The sequence below is a fragment of the Clostridium hydrogenum genome (genome assembly GCF_021432385.1).
Taxonomy (GTDB): domain Bacteria; phylum Bacillota; class Clostridia; order Clostridiales; family Clostridiaceae; genus Clostridium_S; species Clostridium_S hydrogenum.
On sequence record NZ_JAEACT010000004.1, the window covers coordinates 834,535 to 851,015 of the forward strand.

Consider the following 16,481-nt stretch of genomic DNA (forward strand, 5'->3'; position numbering starts at 1 on the left):
GTATTAATATAAAAGGAATATTTTTTAACATTTTCCATTATATAATATATAGCCAAAAATATAAAGTAATGGAAGTAAGTTCATAGCATGATATGTCAAAAACATTACAGATTTATTTATGAACTTGGTATTTCTTCTATATAATGCTATTATCTATTATAAAGGAAGTTGATAGCATGAGTATTTTAACAATTGAAAACATGAGCCACTCATTTGGCGATAGGATATTATTTAACAAAGCAAATTTTAAATTATTAAGAGGAGAGCATATTGGTCTTATTGGTGCTAACGGTGAAGGCAAGTCAACTTTTATGAAGCTTATTACCAAGCAATTGCTGCCAGACGACGGCACTATTCAGTGGAATAGCAAATTTAGCATTGGCTATATGGATCAACATGTAGATTTAAAAGAAGGAATTACGGCTTTAAACTTTTTAAAAGGAGCATTTTCAGATTTATTTGACATAGAGAAAAAAATTAATAATTTATGCAATGAACTCGGTAATATGGAAGAAGAGGAAATGAATAAAGCCCTAAATAAAATAACTAATATGCAGGAAATTTTAGATAAAAGCGACTTTTACAGTATTAATTCAAAAATTCAGGGTACTGCAGCTGGTCTTGGAATCAAAGAGCTTTTGGATAATGACGTTTCAGCTTTAAGCGGTGGACAGCGAACTAAATTATTACTTGCAAAATTGCTTTTAGAAAAACCAGATATTTTGCTATTAGACGAGCCAACTAATCATCTTGATGAAGAGCATATAGAATGGTTAAAAAGCTATTTAACAAATTATGAAAATGCCTTTATACTAATCTCTCATGACAATAGTTTTTTAAATAGTGTAGTAACTGTAATTTATCATCTTGAGCACAAAACTCTAACAAGATATCAAGGTAATTATGATTTTTTTGTTAAGCTTCATGAAATAAGAAAACAGCAGCTTTTAATTGAATACAAAGAACAGCAAACTGAAATTGCAAAGCTTGAGGATTATATAAGAAAAAATAAGGCAAGAGCTTCAACAGCTAAACAAGCTAAAGGTAGAGAAAAAAAGCTAAACAAAATCGACAGAATAGAAATTAAAAAGAATTTAATAAAGCCACATTTTAACTTTAACAGCGTAAAAATGCCAGAAAGTATTATTTTTAAAGCTACTAATTTAGTTATTGGATATGATAAGCCTTTAAGTAAGCCTCTAAATTTGAAAATGAAAAGAGGCCAAAAAATTGCAATAACCGGTGCAAATGGCCTAGGTAAAACAACTCTTCTCAAAAGTTTACTTGGACTATTAGAACCTATAAATGGACAAATACTCCTAAGTGATTATAAAAAAATAGGCTACTTTGAGCAAGAACTTACTGAAGATAATACTAACACAGTTTTATCTGATGTTTGGAACACTTTCCCTGATTTAACTCAAACAGAAATTAGAAGTGCCCTTGCTAAATGCGGATTAACTTGGCAGCATATAGATAGTCCTATTAATATCTTAAGCGGAGGAGAACAAGCTAAAGTTAGGCTATGTAAAGTTATTAATAAACCAACCAATATATTAGTTTTAGATGAGCCAACAAACCATTTAGATATTTACGCAAAAGCTGAGCTTAAAAGGGCTTTAAAAGAATATGATGGCAGTATAATTTTAGTATGCCATGAGCCAGAATTTTATGAGGATATTACAACAGAAGTATGGAATTGCGAAGAGTGGAGATACGCACAAAATGATTAATGTGCATCTCCACTCTTATCTATTTTAAGTTCAAACCAAAAGGTACTGCCCTCTCCAAGTTTTGATTTTACACCATATTTTCCTCCATGCAGTTCAATAACTTTTTTTACAATAGATAAACCTAAACCAGTGCCCATAACCGCACGTTTATGCCTTTTATCAATCTTATAGTATCTGTCCCAAATATATTGCAAGTTTTCTTCAGCAATTCCATCTCCATTATCTGTTACTTCAATAATAACATTTTCTCCGTAAATAACCTGTGACACGATTATATTTTTATTCTTACCTGTGTAGTTAATTGCATTAATTATTAAGTTATAAATCACTTGGGTTATTTTACTTACATCAGCACAAACAAATACTTCTTTATCATAACTAAATGATATTGAATATCCATCCTTTTTCACAAGTTCCCCAATACGTTCTGCAATACTTCTAACACTGTCTGTAAGATTGTATCTTGACAAGCTTAAATTCTGCATGCCAGCCTCAAGCTTTGAAATATCTAGTACATCATCTACAAGTGTTTTTAACCTCTGTACTTCATCCATTATAACCTGAGTTTCTTCTGGAGTAACTTCATCTGGAAAATCATGTATCATTTCTGCATAACTGTAAATGAGGCTTAAGGGAGTTCTAAGATCATGTGATATATTTGCCAAAAGCTCATGTCTTAATTCTTCTACTTTGCTAAGTTCAGTAGCCGTAGTATTAAGTGTATCTGAAAGCTCTTCTATTTCTTTAAAACCCTTTCCGTTGAAATGTATATCATAATTGCCACCTGCCAAAATCTTTGCACTTTTATTAATCTCTTCTATAGGTTTTGAAATTCTTTTTGCAATAATCAAAGCAAGCAATATAGATAACAAAATCATAATTGCAGTAACAACATATAACTGGTAGCGCAAGGTAGTAACCGTTGCATTTACAGGTGAAATAACTCCATTTACAAGAATGACCAAAGTTTTGCCACTGCTATTTTTTACAATTTTAGCATACATCAAAGATTCCACTGCCTGCATATCTGCTGGTGGCGATTGTCCTTTAGCCTCTTTATTTCCTAATGGCTTTTTAGGTGGAGAACTTATAACATGCTTATAATATTCGTTATTCTTACTTTTAGCACTTGAAATCATCTCAAGCTTATCTTTAAGAGAAACTTGATATTTTGTATTTGAAGATGATAAAATTTTTGTTCCATCCAAAGAAGCAACTTCAATGTAAATTTCACCGCTGCCAGAAATTCCTTTAACCAAGTCTGATAAATGCTTATTATTTATGTTATTTGCAATAGTGTTCACAGCATTTTTAACTTCAATAGCTTTTACACTTTTATAGAAAGCACCCAAAAAAACAATTTGAAAAAGCCACAAAATTACAAGCAGCAGTGCACAAAATCCAAAAATAAAACCAAATATCTTCCACTTTAACTTCAGCTTATTAATATTTAATTTCATACTTATCCCTCAAATCTATATCCAAGTCCACGTAATGTAACAATAAATTTAGCATACACACCAAGAGAACGTCTCAAAAGCTTCATATGCGTATCTAGTGTCCTATCATCCCCAAAATAATCATAACCCCATACCTCATTAAGAAGTTTTTCTCTAGGAATTACTATATTTTTATTTCGAATAAGGCAAAAAAGCAACTCATATTCCTTTGGGGCCATATCTACTAAAACACCGTCAATGGCTACCTTGTAAGCTGTCATATCCACTTCAAGACCTTCTTTTTTAAATATAACATGTCCTGCGTCTACTTCTGGCTTAGCACTGCTTTGAACTCTTTTTAAAATTGCATTAACCCTCATCATAACCTCTTTTGAAGAAAAAGGCTTAACTACATAATCATCAATTCCGATTTCGAAGCCATGAATCTTATCATATTCTTCTCCCCTAGCAGACAACATAATAACTGGAACATCATATATTTTCTTTATTTCCTTAACCGCCGAAAAGCCATCAAGCTCCGGCATCATAATATCCATAATTATAATATCAAATTTTTCGCTTTTGCATATATCCACTGCCTCCATGCCATCGCTAGCTTCTGTAACCTCATGTCCTTCAAAAACAGCATATCTTTTAAGTACTGCTCTTAATCCACTTTCATCATCGCATATAAGCATTTTTGCCATAATATTCACCTCTTTTTTATTATACTAAAAACAGAGTACAGATAACAGACACTGTACTCTGTTTTGTTATTTCATCGGTATTAGCTTTCCTCCCCCATTTAAAGTAACTGTTTTACCATTAAGCCAGTTGTTAGCACTGTTTGAAGCATCATAATAAACATTGTGTCCATTTGACTTAATGTTTGATAATGAAGAATCTGCATCAGTTAAAGCTGCTACATATGAATCTGCTGTTACACTCCATTTACTACTTGAATCTAGACTTACTGTTACTTTTGCAAGCTTGTTATATGCATTAATACTTCCTGTAAATATAGAACTATCTTTCAAGTTCATTGAAACCGAACTAATTTTATCGCATATAACCTTACCACTTAAAGTTTCACCATCTGCTGTAAAGGTAAGTTTTCCCCCATTCTTTCCACTAGTACCCCATCTACTTGTAGCACCCGCTGAAATAAGTGTATCAGTTGAATTTGTGACTTTAACATTTTTAAGACTTGCAACTGCATCAGTATTTGTAACAAAGAATAAAGCACCTGCTTTTGAAGCTAATGAACCACCTGTCATTGAGAAGGAAGCCGTTCCTGTTTCAGCATCTCCAGAATAGCTTTGATAAAGCATTACTCCATTTGTCTTTTCACCTGAAAGATTTACGTTATTTAATGTTATAGAGTTTTTACCTTCTACAACTGCTGCTTCAGCTCCTGTTGCTTTTATTGTCGCTCCTTCAACTGTAATTTTACCTGTACTATATATTCCAGGTGAATCTTGACCTGTCGTTGTCATTGAACCACTTTTAACATTAATAGTACCATTTCCTCTATCTGTAGCAATTGCTGCACTATGTTTACCTTGTGTACTTATTGTCACATTAGTGGCATTCACTGTACCAGTCATTGTAGCATCGAGTCCACGTGAAGAATCTTTTGTTGTAGCTATAGTTGTATCAGAAACATTTACAACAGAACCGCTGCCCGTAGCAAAAACACCATTTGAACCATTAGTTGCTGTATTAATTTTACTTCCGCTTATTGTAATTGTACTTCCTGCTTTAGCTACTAATCCTGCATTTAAACCATAAAAGTTACTTTGATCTTCACTTGTAGTATCTCCACTTGTTTTGTTTATTGTTGCATTTGTAAGTGTCAATTTACTGCTTTTATCGGCAATAACACCAGATTCATTAGCTTTCGTAGCTGTGTAAGTTTCCCCATCCTTTGAAGCCGTAGTTCCACTAACTGAATAAGCTGCTGTTCCCGTAATAGTTGCTCCGCTGCTGCTTCCACCTGGCGCTCCTCCTGGTGCACTGCCATTGCCTGGTTTGGCTGGAGGTGTGCCTTTCTTAGCGCTTTGAGTTACTGCCGTTTTATTTTTTGAACTAGTTGTTGAAGAACATCCTACGAATGTTGTTATACATAAACTTGCAGATAATATTATTGCAATCACTTTTTTTGATTTCATTTAAACCACTCTCTTTCATTAAACATTTTTATTTTTAACTTTTAGTTTATTTCTAACTTTTTATTTTGCTTCTTTCTATGTTTTTAGTTTACATCTCTTATCTGTTTTTTAATTGTAGTGAATCTGAACTTTATCTGAACTTTTTATTTTTGGCTATGTTTTAAATAAGTGTTGATTTTCACACTTATTTAAAACATAGCTTCCTTTAGTAAGTTTAGCTATTTTTAAAAGAATGTTGATGTGATGTGCTCATTTTTATGGACTCTTAGGATTGCTCGTTTATAATTTGCGTAATTTTGACTAGGACGGTCAAAGCCATTTAGGCATCAGGACGATGCATCTAAATGGGTAGCAAATTATAAATGAGCAATTCTTAGAGTCCATTAATATCATAAGCTCATATCAACATTCTTTTAAAACATAGCCTTCATATAATACATCCATTACAATTTTGCCACCATCTATTTGCTAAAATCCACCACTTACTTATAACGTATTGATTTAAAACAAATAAATTCTTATACTGATATCAATAAGTAATTAATTCAAATGAATTGGGGGGACTCACGTGGATGTGGAAGTTAAAATCGATCCTGCCTACACAAATCCAAAAGTTGTTATTCACACAAAAGAAATTACAAAAGAAATATCTGATTTAGTAAGTAATTTATCTAAAAACACTTCAAAATCAATACTTGGATTTAATAATGGTGAAATATTTATTATAAATCCCGATGATGTTATAAGTATATACAGTGAAAATCAGAAGATACTTGCCCGCTGCAATAATGGAATTTTTAATCTCAAAAACAGATTATATGAACTTGAGAAAGAACCTCCAAGTTCCACCTTTGTACGTATTTCAAACTCAGAAATTGTAAACTTTAGTAAAGTTTCAAGCCTTGATACTAATATAACAGGTACAATAATATTAAAGTTTACTACTGGTGAAAAAACATTTGTATCGAGAAGATATATGGAAAAAATCAAAAATTATTTAGGTGTGTGAGGTGAAGAATATGTTTTTAAAAAAGGTATTGCAGAAAGGAATTTTATTTATTTTAGCTGCAGCTCTTATTACAATGATAATGCATTTAATTTTATTATTCACTCCTGTAAAAGAATATCAATTAATTATTAACCAGCTTATACTATGGTGTGTAATAGGTAGTTTATATGTACAATTGCCAATGATAACTAAAACTGATGACTGGAATCTTGCCGCAGAGGTGCTTGTTGGTTTTATATTGTCTTCATTTGAGGTTTTTTCAGGGTATACAACTTTTGGCAATGGAAATGTAAAATCAGTTTACTTTATTGTTTTATCCATAAACTTCATCTTAATTTATGCTGCAATTTGTTTATTTAGGTACTTGAACTTAATACATGAGATAAAAAAAATAAATGAGAAATTATCGCAAAGGTAAAATTAATAGCAAAGAGAAAAAAACTCCATCCTGGGAAAATTAGTGTTTTCCTTATTTACTCTTATTTAATTAATGTTTATTAATGCTTTTGCATTTTTTAGTTGACATGCATTAATAAATGTTATATTATATTAACAAACATGAATATTCATTAACGTATATCCATGCTTTAATAAATATTATGGAGTGATATTGTATGTTTATTGAAGAACGTCATCAAGAAATTTTAAAAATGCTTAGTGAAAAAGGAAGAGTTTCTGTTGCTGAGGTACAAGAAAAATTCAACATTTCTGTTGATTCTGCAAGACGTGATTTAAGAATACTTGAAGAAAAGTTATTACTTAAGAGAACCCATGGAGGTGCTATACCTTTAATGCAAGTTGGTGCTATACCTTCTAGAGTGAGAGATATGAAAAACATGGAGATTTACGATAATTATGCTGCCATTGCAAAAAAAGGAGCAGAATTTATTAAAGAGAATGATATTGTGTACCTTACCAGTGCTTCACTAGGTTTCATCATGCTAAAATATCTACCAAAAAATATAAAGTACACCCTTGTATTAAACTGTGCTGCTCTAGCCGAAGAATTAAAGTATTGGGATAACATTACTTTATATATTGTTGGTGGAAAAATCCGCAAAAACGGCCCCGCCTCTATAGTAGACAGCTTTGCAACTTCTTTTGTGAAAAACATGCATTTTGATATAAACCTTATGACTGGTGGAGGAGTTGATGCAGAATTTGGACTATCCAATGGAACTGATGAAACTGCTACTTTTCAAAGAGCTGTTATTGAAAATGCCAGAAAAAACATTTTATTAATGCCAAATCAAAAAATTGGATTTAGGGCATTTATTAAAGTTTGTGATGTAAATAAATTTGATACTTTAATAACTGATTGGGATGCCTTAGAAGATGAATTGGTGAAAATAGAAGAGCTTGGAGTAGATGTTGTTGTTGTTGAAAAATAGTGTACACTAAATAAACATTTCGAACAAAGGTGTAGTGCAAAATTTAGAGTTATTAACTTTTGATAGTTGAGCTAGTTTCAATATATATTAAAACTTATCCAAACAAGGGTATAGTACAAAAACTTAAATAATAAGTGGGAGCTCTGCATAAAAAAATGATGTGAGGAATAGCATTGAAGAAATATTTAAATAAAATTTTATAAATCTTAGGGACTAAATCGCAAAAGTCTTAGAAATCTCAATTGTTTGAGCTGCCTCTTGCGAGTTATTGAAATTTCTTAGAATTTTGCGATTTAGTCTCTTAGATTTATTAATTTTATTTAAGATTTCAAGATGCCATTAATCGCATCATTTTTATGCAGAGCTTCCACTTATTATTTTGTTTTGCACTACACCTTTGTTCGCAATAATTTTAATTTACTTATTCCAAAGTCACTGCTTCTTGCACGACATTAAAGCTTTCCGATTTAAAGTTCCCATAAAATCTCCCTTTTTCTGCTGTGAACTTTAAAACACAATAATCATGATCTGTAACACCTTTAGAATAGTACATTTCGTCACCATCTTGCCAAATCATTTCTTTTGATGCTTCATCCTGTAATACTTTCATAGTACCTATTAACATTACGCCTCTAAAAAAACGTTTGTCAAAAAAATATATGCAAGCCTTTGGATTTTTTATATATTGACCTACCCTCATTGATGATGTATTAGTAGTAAAATAAAATTGTTTTATTCCTTCTCTTTTTCTTGGTGGTAACATCGCCTTAGTATTTGGAAATCCATCCTCATCTACTGAACTAATGATTGCTACTCCAACTTTATCAATCAAATTTCCTACTGTTTTTTCTGCATTTCTCACACTAACACCCCCATGTAAATATATACAATTAATCCTTTATTATACTTTTAATCATATTGTATCACAATTTCACCAATTAAACATTTTTATGCTATAATATATAATTGTTTTTTAAAAGACATTTATTTTCTTGTATAAAATAGGGGGACAAATTTTGAATAATTACAAAGGAATAGCATATGCACTTCTATCTTCAACAGCCTTTGGTATCATGCCTATTTTAGCTAGAATTGCATATGCTAATGGTTCTAATCCAACAACAGTATTAATATTTAGATTTCTATTTTCAACACTAATATTATTTACATATCTAAAACTTAGTGACATTAATGTTAACTTGAAAAAACGTCAAGCATTATTGCTTATATTTATCGGTATTACTGGATACACAATAACAACTCAAGCTTTATTTATATCCTATAATTATTTAGGCGCTGGACTTGCTACTACCCTACATTTTATATATCCAGTTGTTGTTTGCATAGCAAGTTTTGTATTTTTTAAAACCAAAATGAGCATAAAAAAAATAATATCTCTATTACTTGCCGCAATAGGTGTTTACTCCTTAGTTGGCTTTAAAAGTGCTACTATAAATATCTTTGGTGTTTCTTTAGCTTTATTTTCAGGTCTAGCTTATGGAATTACTTTAATTGCTCTCAATTTAAAATCTATAAAATCTTTAGACAATAGAGTTACTACAATGTACCTTTGCCTAGGTTCAACGATAGGTACAGTTCTATGTGGTACATTCAATAATTCTATAGTTTTAAATGTTAACCTTAAAATTGTAAGCTGTTGCTTAGGAATCTCCATAATTTCAACTATATTGTCAATAATTTTACTTTTAAAGGCAATAGAAATAATAGGTGTATCATCTTCATCTATCCTTGGAACTTTTGAACCTATTGTTAGCATAATTTTAGGTGTATTATTTCTAGATGAAGTTTTAACCTTTGCAATATTACTTGGGAGCACTTTAATACTAATTTCAACGATTATACTCGCAAAAGAAAAAAATACAAAGTACAATTTTTAGAGCAGAGTACAGATGACAGAGTACAGTGAATGATGATTTACCTTTCTCTTCTCTCAGGTAAATCTTAAACTTAATGTTGTCAGCTTCGCTGAGCACCATACATGGCGCAATTGCGTAAGTAATAAAAAATAAGTTTTAAGACTTTTATACGCTCGCGTAGAAAAATCATCCTTCACTGTACTCCGTACTCTTAGTTAAATTGTAATTTGTCGAGCAGAAACTTAATATTTGCAATTTTAATTTTTTAAGTTATATACCTATATTGTAGAGTCTATCGTGTTTCCACTAGAGCCATTTACATACAAATATTTTTTTGTATCATTACTTAAGTTTAATTTATCTACAAAACTATTCCAATTATTCACCTGCAATGCTATTATGTCATTTGCAAATCTAACATTATTAGAATATGGTGATTCACTTGAATTTGAAGCACCCTGAAGTAAAGAGTTTTTAAGCATATTTAGGCTATTAGAGTACTCTGTACGAAATTGTTGTAAATTAGTATTAGAAAGCTTTGCAAAAGAACTAAAGGAATTAAGTACTTCGCTCTCTCCACCAATTGTATACTGAGAGTTAGAAAAGCTAGCAATTTTAGTAGCTATATTTCTTGAAATGACCTTTGATAGCGTTTGTTTTAGATTACTCGACATATTAGAATTTTCAATCATAATATCACCTTTAAGCTTCATTTGCCCAAGATATGATCCTAAATCTGCTGCAGAATTAGTATATTCACCTCCACCCAATGAATTTATTACTGTACCAAGTGCCTTAATATCGCCATAGCTCATATCCTCAAATCTATTGCTATTAGTTGAATTTGAACTAGAAAAGCTCTCAAGTTTAGCAGTAAATTTCTGAAGACCTTCTCCATAATTGTTTATTACCTGTTTCCATTCATCTTGATTTTGTGCTTTTATATTATTAAATGTCTTTTCTTCATTTTTCACTACATCTACTATATGATTTTTAAATTCCTTCACATCAAAATTTTGCGAACTAATTCCTGCTGTATTTGTATATTCCCCATAAAGCCAACCTAAATTTCCATTCATAAAATTTCCTATACCATTGGCAAATGCATCAGATAATTTATCTAAAGCATCGTCAGCAACTTTATGTAAATCGTCAAGCTTGTCTTGCAATTCTTTTCCTGAATATTTTGATTTAATTGTGTCTTCATAAAAGCTTTCCTTTGCTACAAAATTAGTCATAAACTGAGGATCTGTAATGGTATAATCTTTTGAACAAAGTATACCTATTATCTTTTCATTTTGATTTGAGCTAATATCACCACAACTATCAGCTGCATACAAGCCCGCCCAATAATTTGTTGCAGCCCCTTCTTTAACTTGTTGATCATAATTTTTCTTTGTAGCTTCAAATAATTCTTCTTCTGTTGTATCGCTTGGTTTCATCTGTTTTTGATTTAATATTTTATTTATATCTAGCTTACATTTATTTAAACTAGGAAAACTATTGTTTGTATTTATTTCCATAATTATCTCCTTTTGATTAGACTAGTAATAATGTATTTAATTAACATTTATATTATCGACACTATTTTTTAGAAATTTATTACTTTGTTATTAAAAATATATATTTCCATCAATTGCTTTCACTCAAAATTTATACCTGTACCTAACTTATTTCCCTATATCACAATCTTACATTATTTCATAATTCCTGCTATAATTATCTTATATAAATTTTTCTATGATAAGCATTATAATTTTAATAACCTAATACTACGTAAATTTTACTCATTTATAATTGCGCAAATAAGTATAATAATAAAATTAACAGCATTAATCAACATTAAATAACTAAATGCTTAAAACGGATATCATAAGCTGCACTAGCACCTAAATTAATATTTTTAGAACTAGAACAAGGAAGGAAGTATACTCATCATGGGGCAAGATTCAAACATTTTTTCGGGATTAGAAGACTTAGGTTTTACAGATATAAGTAACATTGAAATATATAAAAAACCTGAAAAAGAAAAGGAAAGTGAACATAAAAATAAACCAAAATTAACAGAAGATATGTTTTTATATGATAAAGAAATAACTTGTCCTGTATGTGAAAGCACATTCTCAGCTCGTACAGTAAAAACTAGTGGTTATAGAATGAAAAAGAGGGACAGTGATTTTTATATAACCTACGAGATTATAAACCCATACTTTTACGATGTAATATTATGTAACACCTGCGGTTATGCTGCTATGAAGGCTGATTTTCATAAATTAAGGCAATTTGAGATAGAGGGTATACAAAAAAACATTGCATCAAAATGGCATGGCAAAAAATATCCTCAAATATATGATATAAACATAGCTATTGAAAGATACAAACTATCACTATTAAATTATTCAATTATTGACTCAAAAGCTAGTAAAAAGGCTATGAATTGCTTAAAACTTTCATGGTTATATAGAGAACTTGGGGATACAAAAAATGAGGAATTATTTAGAAAAAATGCTCTTATCGGATTCAAGGATGCTTATCTTAACGAAGCCACTCCTATATATGGTATGGATAGTTTTGCTATAATGTATTTAATAGGTGAATTAAATAGACGTTCCGGAAATTACGATGAAGCATTAAAGTATCTAGGTGATGTAATAACTTCTAGGATCGCAAATAAAAAGATAAAAGAAATTGCAGCGGATCAAAGAGACTTAATAAGGGAAGAATTAAAAAATGCAGAAACTACTGAAGATATTAGTGATGCAGATACTACTGAAAATAAGAAAAAAGAGGGATTGCTTTCCAAATTGTTTAAGTCGTTTTAAAGATAACTAAGGCGAAACCATATTAATAGTTGAAAAGGTTTCCTTATATGTGAAAACTTAAATTGTGTCAGCTTCGCTGACACAATTTAAGTTTAAGATTTACCTGAAAAGCGAAAGGTAACTCTTAATTCACTGTCTTCTGTCATCTGTACTCTGCTTTTCAAATTTCATATTGCTCATCTATACTAGTCTTGCTTTTTAGAATTGTGTTATTGTAAACTTCCTACAAATGTAGTTATACTTTGTGCTGGAAGTGCTGCTGTAAAGCTTCCATTAACAACATTTATGTTGGCATTTGATTCAAGCATATTTGCAGTTGATGAAGTTATCCATGAGGAAACTTTAGAAACTTTAGCATTTGGTATATTGAAGCTTTGATTTACATTAGAAGTTCCTTGATTTATAGCAACAATAACTACTTTATTATTTCCTGTATAAGCTGACACATAAACGCTTGTTTGAGGATTAGTTGTAGCATCAACTCTATTGTATCCAGCACCAATAAATTTTGAATATTGACCAAGTATATCTGCTCTTTTTGAAGTAACCCCAGTTTGAGGATTGTATAAACCATTGTCATTGCTAAATATCCACCAATTAACATAAGCACTCATATTTCCTACTGTCATACAATCATTAATCTCTTTAGCCATATTCATGCAAGTAGATATATTTTCCCCTTCAAAATAGTGTTCTGTCATCCATATTTCTTTTCCTTTGCTACGTGCTAAAGGATAATCCTGAATAGTAGCTCCATAGAGGTGGCCTCCAATAATTGAAACGTAAGGTGCAGTAGCTGGATCATTAAGTGTAGGATCTGATAGGGCGTGATTAAAGCCTAAAGATTCAGGCATAATAATTCTAGCTGATTTAGATAATGTAGCACCATAACCCTTAATAAAATCATGCAATTGTTGTGCTGTCCAACTACAGCCATCATATGAAGCTGGCCAATCTGGTTCATTTTGAATAGAAAGTGCATATAAAGGAACTCCATTGCTTGCAAAGTAATTTACAAATGTTTTTAAGTAATTTGCATAATCACCATAAGAAGAAGGTTTCAAGGATGCTCCATTTGTACCTACCGTTGAATTATTAGTTTTCATTGAAGCTGGTGGTGTCCATGGTGTAGCAAATACAATAGCACCTCTCGCTTCTGCTTTTTTTGCATTAGAAAGTTCATCTGCCCAAGCACTGTAATTTCCTCTATTCCAACCATCATTTGGCGCAATGCGGACTCTTAAAATATTAAGTCCTATATTTTTATAAAGAGCATCCATACAAGTATCATTAATAGCTCCACACCATGCACTAGACGCACCAAAGCCTCTAATCACCTGATCTTTAGCTGTTAAATTTACTGTAACGCTATTTGCAGCCGCTTTAATTGATGTATTTCCACCTACAAATGGCAGGCACGTTATAGAAACAACCATTAAAGATAATATTAATTTTTTTACTCGTTTATTCATTTTCATATCCCCCATATAATTTATTTATAGATAAGCAATTTGAAAAGTTAAAATTGCTTTTACCAAGTTCATCCTGTAAAATTACAATTTGAAAAGCAGAGTACAAAGTACAAAGTACAGAGTACAGTGAATGATGATTTGCCTTTCGCTTCTCTCAGGTAAATCTTAAACTTAAATGGTGTCAGCTTCGCTGAGCACCATATATGGTGCCATTGCGCAGCAATAAAAAAATAAGTTTTTAGATTTTTCGCAGTGCTAACGGAGAAAAATCGTCCTTCATTGTACTTTGTACTCTGTACTTTGTACTTTGGCTTCTCCCCGATAAATTGTAATTTGTCAGGATAAACTTGGAACTTGCAATTTTCAAGTTTCAAGTTGTATATCTCTATTAGTTTTTAATTAAATTGCCAATAATCAATATTGAATAAGTTTTGGCTGCTATTTCCTGTAAACTTAAAGAAAATATTGTGTACACCACTAACGCTTTGTACATTGCATTGCATTATTTTCCACTGTTGTGCTCCACCTGTTGGAGTTACATTGAGCTTACCAATAACTTGTCCATCAATACTGTCTAAATGTATTTCTATTTGACCACCTACTGTCGATGCAATATTTGCTTTAAAGGATTTGGCGCCATTTCCAAAATCAGCTTTTGATACGGCAAGCCAATCTCCATTGTTTATATTTGTAACATCCATATTAACACTGCTTACCATACTTCCTGGTGCCTGACATTTTTCAGTTGAAATGCCACCATTCCAGCCAATTGTCTCTGCCTCTGTTCTTACATATGGATTAAGATTAGCTACCTGAGGTACACCTTTCATATCTTCTGTAACATTATTAATACTTCCATCTGGATTATATGAAAGTTTGTTAATCATAGGTGAACGATATCCTTTTGTAATTCCCATAGCTTTTCCTAGAGTCTGTGCATGATATACTACATACCATTGATTGTTAAATTGAAAAATATCATGATGATTATTACCACCTACTCCAAAAAATGATCCTGGATTGTTAAGAAAAGTCCCCTTGTAAGTAAATGGTCCCATAGGATTGTTACTTGTCATATAAGCAATTGTTCCTGGAGTTGGACTTCCAGCTGGATGTGTTCCAGAAAAATTGGAACAATAAGAATAATAATATTTGCCATTATATTTGTTTATGCCTGAATCTTCAAGCATAAAGGGTGAATCAATTACTGCTGCGTTTCCAACAGTATGGATCATATCACTACTTAATCTTATAACCCTAGCTGTTTTTGGATTTGCAATTTGCGCTTGTGTTGGATACTGACCACCTGGTATGCCACCACCAAAATATAAATAGCCAGATCCATCATCATCTATAAATGCTGCTGGGTCAAAAAGCCATGGAACATTACCAACTCCAGGAGTGTTAGTAGTAACTATAGCTTGTCCAAGAGGGTCTGTCCATGGTCCAATTGGACTATCTGCTGTTAATACTCCAATTCCCCCTCCACTGTTTGCAAAATAAAGAAAGAATTTATCTTTACCGTTTATAACCTTATGCACAGCTGCTGGAGCCCATGAATTAGCTGCCCACTTTGCAATACCACTAGGACCTGCAACTGGTATTTCACCGCAATCTGTCCAGTTAACCATGTCAGAAGATGATATAACACTTATTGTTTTAATGTTGCTATAATCGTTATTAATTATATTTCCAGTTCTATCATACTCAAATTTATCACTAGACATATAAACGTATACCCTGCCATTGTAAACCATAGCAAATGGATCTGCTCCAAACTTATGTGTAATAAGAGGATTGGAGTCTCCTGGAAGCTTCGCAAGAGCATTTGTAACTCCTGTTGCCGTAACTTGTTTTTCAAGCAAACCATTATTTATGGAATTTTTGCTTAAACCTGCTAATAATAAATTTGTGCTATTGGAAAATTTTTTATTTACAATGCTTTTTTTACTCTCATTTGCATTCACTATAGAAGTATTCACAGAAAGACTAATTAATAATGAAGCAGTTAATAAAAATATTCCTGATTTTCTTATCATTTTTAAATTCCCCCTATATAAATTTTTTACTTTACATCCATTACCATAATTATATGTATTATGTAGTATTTTATCAATTCTAATAAAACCCAATATTAAGTAAATAATCTTTTTTACATCAAATTATCTCCTTCTTACAGTTAATATCTAAAAAAGAGTCATTTTATTACAATATTTACAATAAAATTTTATTTATATAGTGAATTTGAAATGCCAAAATTAAAAATTCCAAATTTATCCTAAAGCCAATGATTTTCAATTCACAGTTCACGATGCACAATTCACAATGAAGGATGATTTTCTTCCGCTTTGCTACAGAAAATCTTATAACTTATTTTTGATTGCTTACGCAATCGCGTAATTACTGTTTTCAGCGAAGCTGACAACAGTTAAGTTTAAGATTTACCTGACGTAAGTTTATTAATATACAAAGTTTTATTGCACTACTATTGAAAGTACTTATACTAAGTTAAAGAACCTACATGGGCTTTACGCCCAAACCCCTAGTATGTGTATCATTCATTGTGC

13 protein-coding genes are annotated in these 16,481 nt (G+C 31.4%); 6 read left to right on the forward strand and 7 right to left on the reverse strand.

Annotation, left to right across the window (positions count from 1 at the left end; genetic code table 11):
* Positions 1–176: 176 nt before the first annotated feature.
* The gene (locus CUEA01_RS22090) at positions 177–1,733 is read left to right on the forward strand and encodes an ABC-F family ATP-binding cassette domain-containing protein (RefSeq protein ID WP_234124331.1); all 1,557 of its coding nucleotides are present in this window, start codon (positions 177–179) and stop codon (positions 1,731–1,733) included.
* On the opposite strand, the gene CUEA01_RS22095 is transcribed toward CUEA01_RS22090, so the two are convergent.
* The 3 genes from CUEA01_RS22095 to CUEA01_RS22105 all read right to left on the reverse strand — a co-directional run bounded on the left by CUEA01_RS22095 (position 1,730) and on the right by CUEA01_RS22105 (position 5,343).
* The gene (locus CUEA01_RS22095) at positions 1,730–3,193 is read right to left on the reverse strand and encodes a HAMP domain-containing sensor histidine kinase (protein ID WP_234124332.1); all 1,464 of its coding nucleotides are present in this window, start codon (positions 3,191–3,193) and stop codon (positions 1,730–1,732) included. The genes CUEA01_RS22090 and CUEA01_RS22095 overlap by 4 nt on opposite strands.
* Before the next feature lie 2 nt (positions 3,194–3,195).
* Entirely contained in the window at positions 3,196–3,879 is a 684-nt protein-coding gene (locus CUEA01_RS22100) for a response regulator transcription factor (protein WP_234124333.1), read from the reverse strand.
* A gap of 66 nt (positions 3,880–3,945) precedes the next feature.
* Positions 3,946–5,343, reverse strand: a complete 1,398-nt coding sequence (locus CUEA01_RS22105; protein WP_234124334.1) for a hypothetical protein — start codon at positions 5,341–5,343, stop codon at positions 3,946–3,948.
* Between the two features lie 568 nt (positions 5,344–5,911).
* Here CUEA01_RS22105 and CUEA01_RS25220 point away from each other — a divergent pair.
* The 3 genes from CUEA01_RS25220 (at position 5,912) to CUEA01_RS22120 (ending at position 7,743) form a co-directional block, all read left to right on the forward strand.
* Positions 5,912–6,352 (forward strand): LytTR family DNA-binding domain-containing protein, encoded by a 441-nt coding sequence (locus CUEA01_RS25220; RefSeq protein ID WP_234124335.1) that lies wholly within the window; start codon positions 5,912–5,914, stop codon positions 6,350–6,352.
* Between the two features lie 10 nt (positions 6,353–6,362).
* Positions 6,363–6,770, forward strand: a complete 408-nt coding sequence (locus CUEA01_RS22115; protein WP_234124336.1) for a DUF3021 domain-containing protein — start codon at positions 6,363–6,365, stop codon at positions 6,768–6,770.
* A gap of 196 nt (positions 6,771–6,966) precedes the next feature.
* Positions 6,967–7,743 (forward strand): DeoR/GlpR family DNA-binding transcription regulator, encoded by a 777-nt coding sequence (locus tag CUEA01_RS22120; protein WP_234124337.1) that lies wholly within the window; start codon positions 6,967–6,969, stop codon positions 7,741–7,743.
* A 421-nt stretch (positions 7,744–8,164) separates the two neighbouring features.
* Here CUEA01_RS22120 and CUEA01_RS22125 read toward each other — a convergent pair whose 3' ends face one another.
* Positions 8,165–8,605: a pyridoxamine 5'-phosphate oxidase family protein gene (locus tag CUEA01_RS22125; protein WP_234124338.1), complete on the reverse strand. Its 441-nt coding sequence runs from the start codon at positions 8,603–8,605 to the stop codon at positions 8,165–8,167.
* A gap of 154 nt (positions 8,606–8,759) precedes the next feature.
* Here CUEA01_RS22125 and CUEA01_RS22130 point away from each other — a divergent pair, with 154 nt between their 5' ends.
* Positions 8,760–9,641, forward strand: coding sequence for a DMT family transporter (locus CUEA01_RS22130; protein ID WP_234124340.1), 882 nt, complete (start codon positions 8,760–8,762; stop codon positions 9,639–9,641).
* A gap of 257 nt (positions 9,642–9,898) precedes the next feature.
* Here CUEA01_RS22130 and CUEA01_RS22135 read toward each other — a convergent pair whose 3' ends face one another.
* Positions 9,899–11,143, reverse strand: a complete 1,245-nt coding sequence (locus CUEA01_RS22135) for a hypothetical protein (RefSeq protein ID WP_234124341.1) — start codon at positions 11,141–11,143, stop codon at positions 9,899–9,901.
* A gap of 414 nt (positions 11,144–11,557) precedes the next feature.
* Here CUEA01_RS22135 and CUEA01_RS22140 point away from each other — a divergent pair, with 414 nt between their 5' ends.
* The gene (locus CUEA01_RS22140; protein ID WP_234124343.1) at positions 11,558–12,442 is read left to right on the forward strand and encodes a DUF2225 domain-containing protein; all 885 of its coding nucleotides are present in this window, start codon (positions 11,558–11,560) and stop codon (positions 12,440–12,442) included.
* A 209-nt stretch (positions 12,443–12,651) separates the two neighbouring features.
* Here the strand turns inward: CUEA01_RS22140 and CUEA01_RS22145 are convergent, their stop codons facing one another.
* Both CUEA01_RS22145 and CUEA01_RS22150 read right to left on the reverse strand, forming a co-directional pair.
* A complete protein-coding gene (locus CUEA01_RS22145; protein WP_234124345.1) occupies positions 12,652–13,914 on the reverse strand; it encodes a glycoside hydrolase in 1,263 nt (420 codons plus the stop codon).
* A gap of 395 nt (positions 13,915–14,309) precedes the next feature.
* Entirely contained in the window at positions 14,310–15,953 is a 1,644-nt protein-coding gene (locus CUEA01_RS22150) for a glycoside hydrolase family 43 protein (RefSeq protein WP_234124346.1), read from the reverse strand.
* Positions 15,954–16,481: the final 528 nt, after the last annotated feature.

Coding starts and splice junctions, on each gene's coding strand:
- CUEA01_RS22090 (WP_234124331.1), top strand. CDS start 177: ATGAGTATTTTAACAATTGAAAACATGAGCCACTCATTTGGCGATAGG.
- CUEA01_RS22095 (WP_234124332.1), bottom strand. CDS start 3,193: ATGAAATTAAATATTAATAAGCTGAAGTTAAAGTGGAAGATATTTGGT.
- CUEA01_RS22100 (WP_234124333.1), bottom strand. CDS start 3,879: ATGGCAAAAATGCTTATATGCGATGATGAAAGTGGATTAAGAGCAGTA.
- CUEA01_RS22105 (WP_234124334.1), bottom strand. CDS start 5,343: ATGAAATCAAAAAAAGTGATTGCAATAATATTATCTGCAAGTTTATGT.
- CUEA01_RS22115 (WP_234124336.1), top strand. CDS start 6,363: ATGTTTTTAAAAAAGGTATTGCAGAAAGGAATTTTATTTATTTTAGCT.
- CUEA01_RS22120 (WP_234124337.1), top strand. CDS start 6,967: ATGTTTATTGAAGAACGTCATCAAGAAATTTTAAAAATGCTTAGTGAA.
- CUEA01_RS22135 (WP_234124341.1), bottom strand. CDS start 11,143: ATGGAAATAAATACAAACAATAGTTTTCCTAGTTTAAATAAATGTAAG.
- CUEA01_RS22140 (WP_234124343.1), top strand. CDS start 11,558: ATGGGGCAAGATTCAAACATTTTTTCGGGATTAGAAGACTTAGGTTTT.
- CUEA01_RS22145 (WP_234124345.1), bottom strand. CDS start 13,914: ATGAATAAACGAGTAAAAAAATTAATATTATCTTTAATGGTTGTTTCT.
- CUEA01_RS22150 (WP_234124346.1), bottom strand. CDS start 15,953: ATGATAAGAAAATCAGGAATATTTTTATTAACTGCTTCATTATTAATT.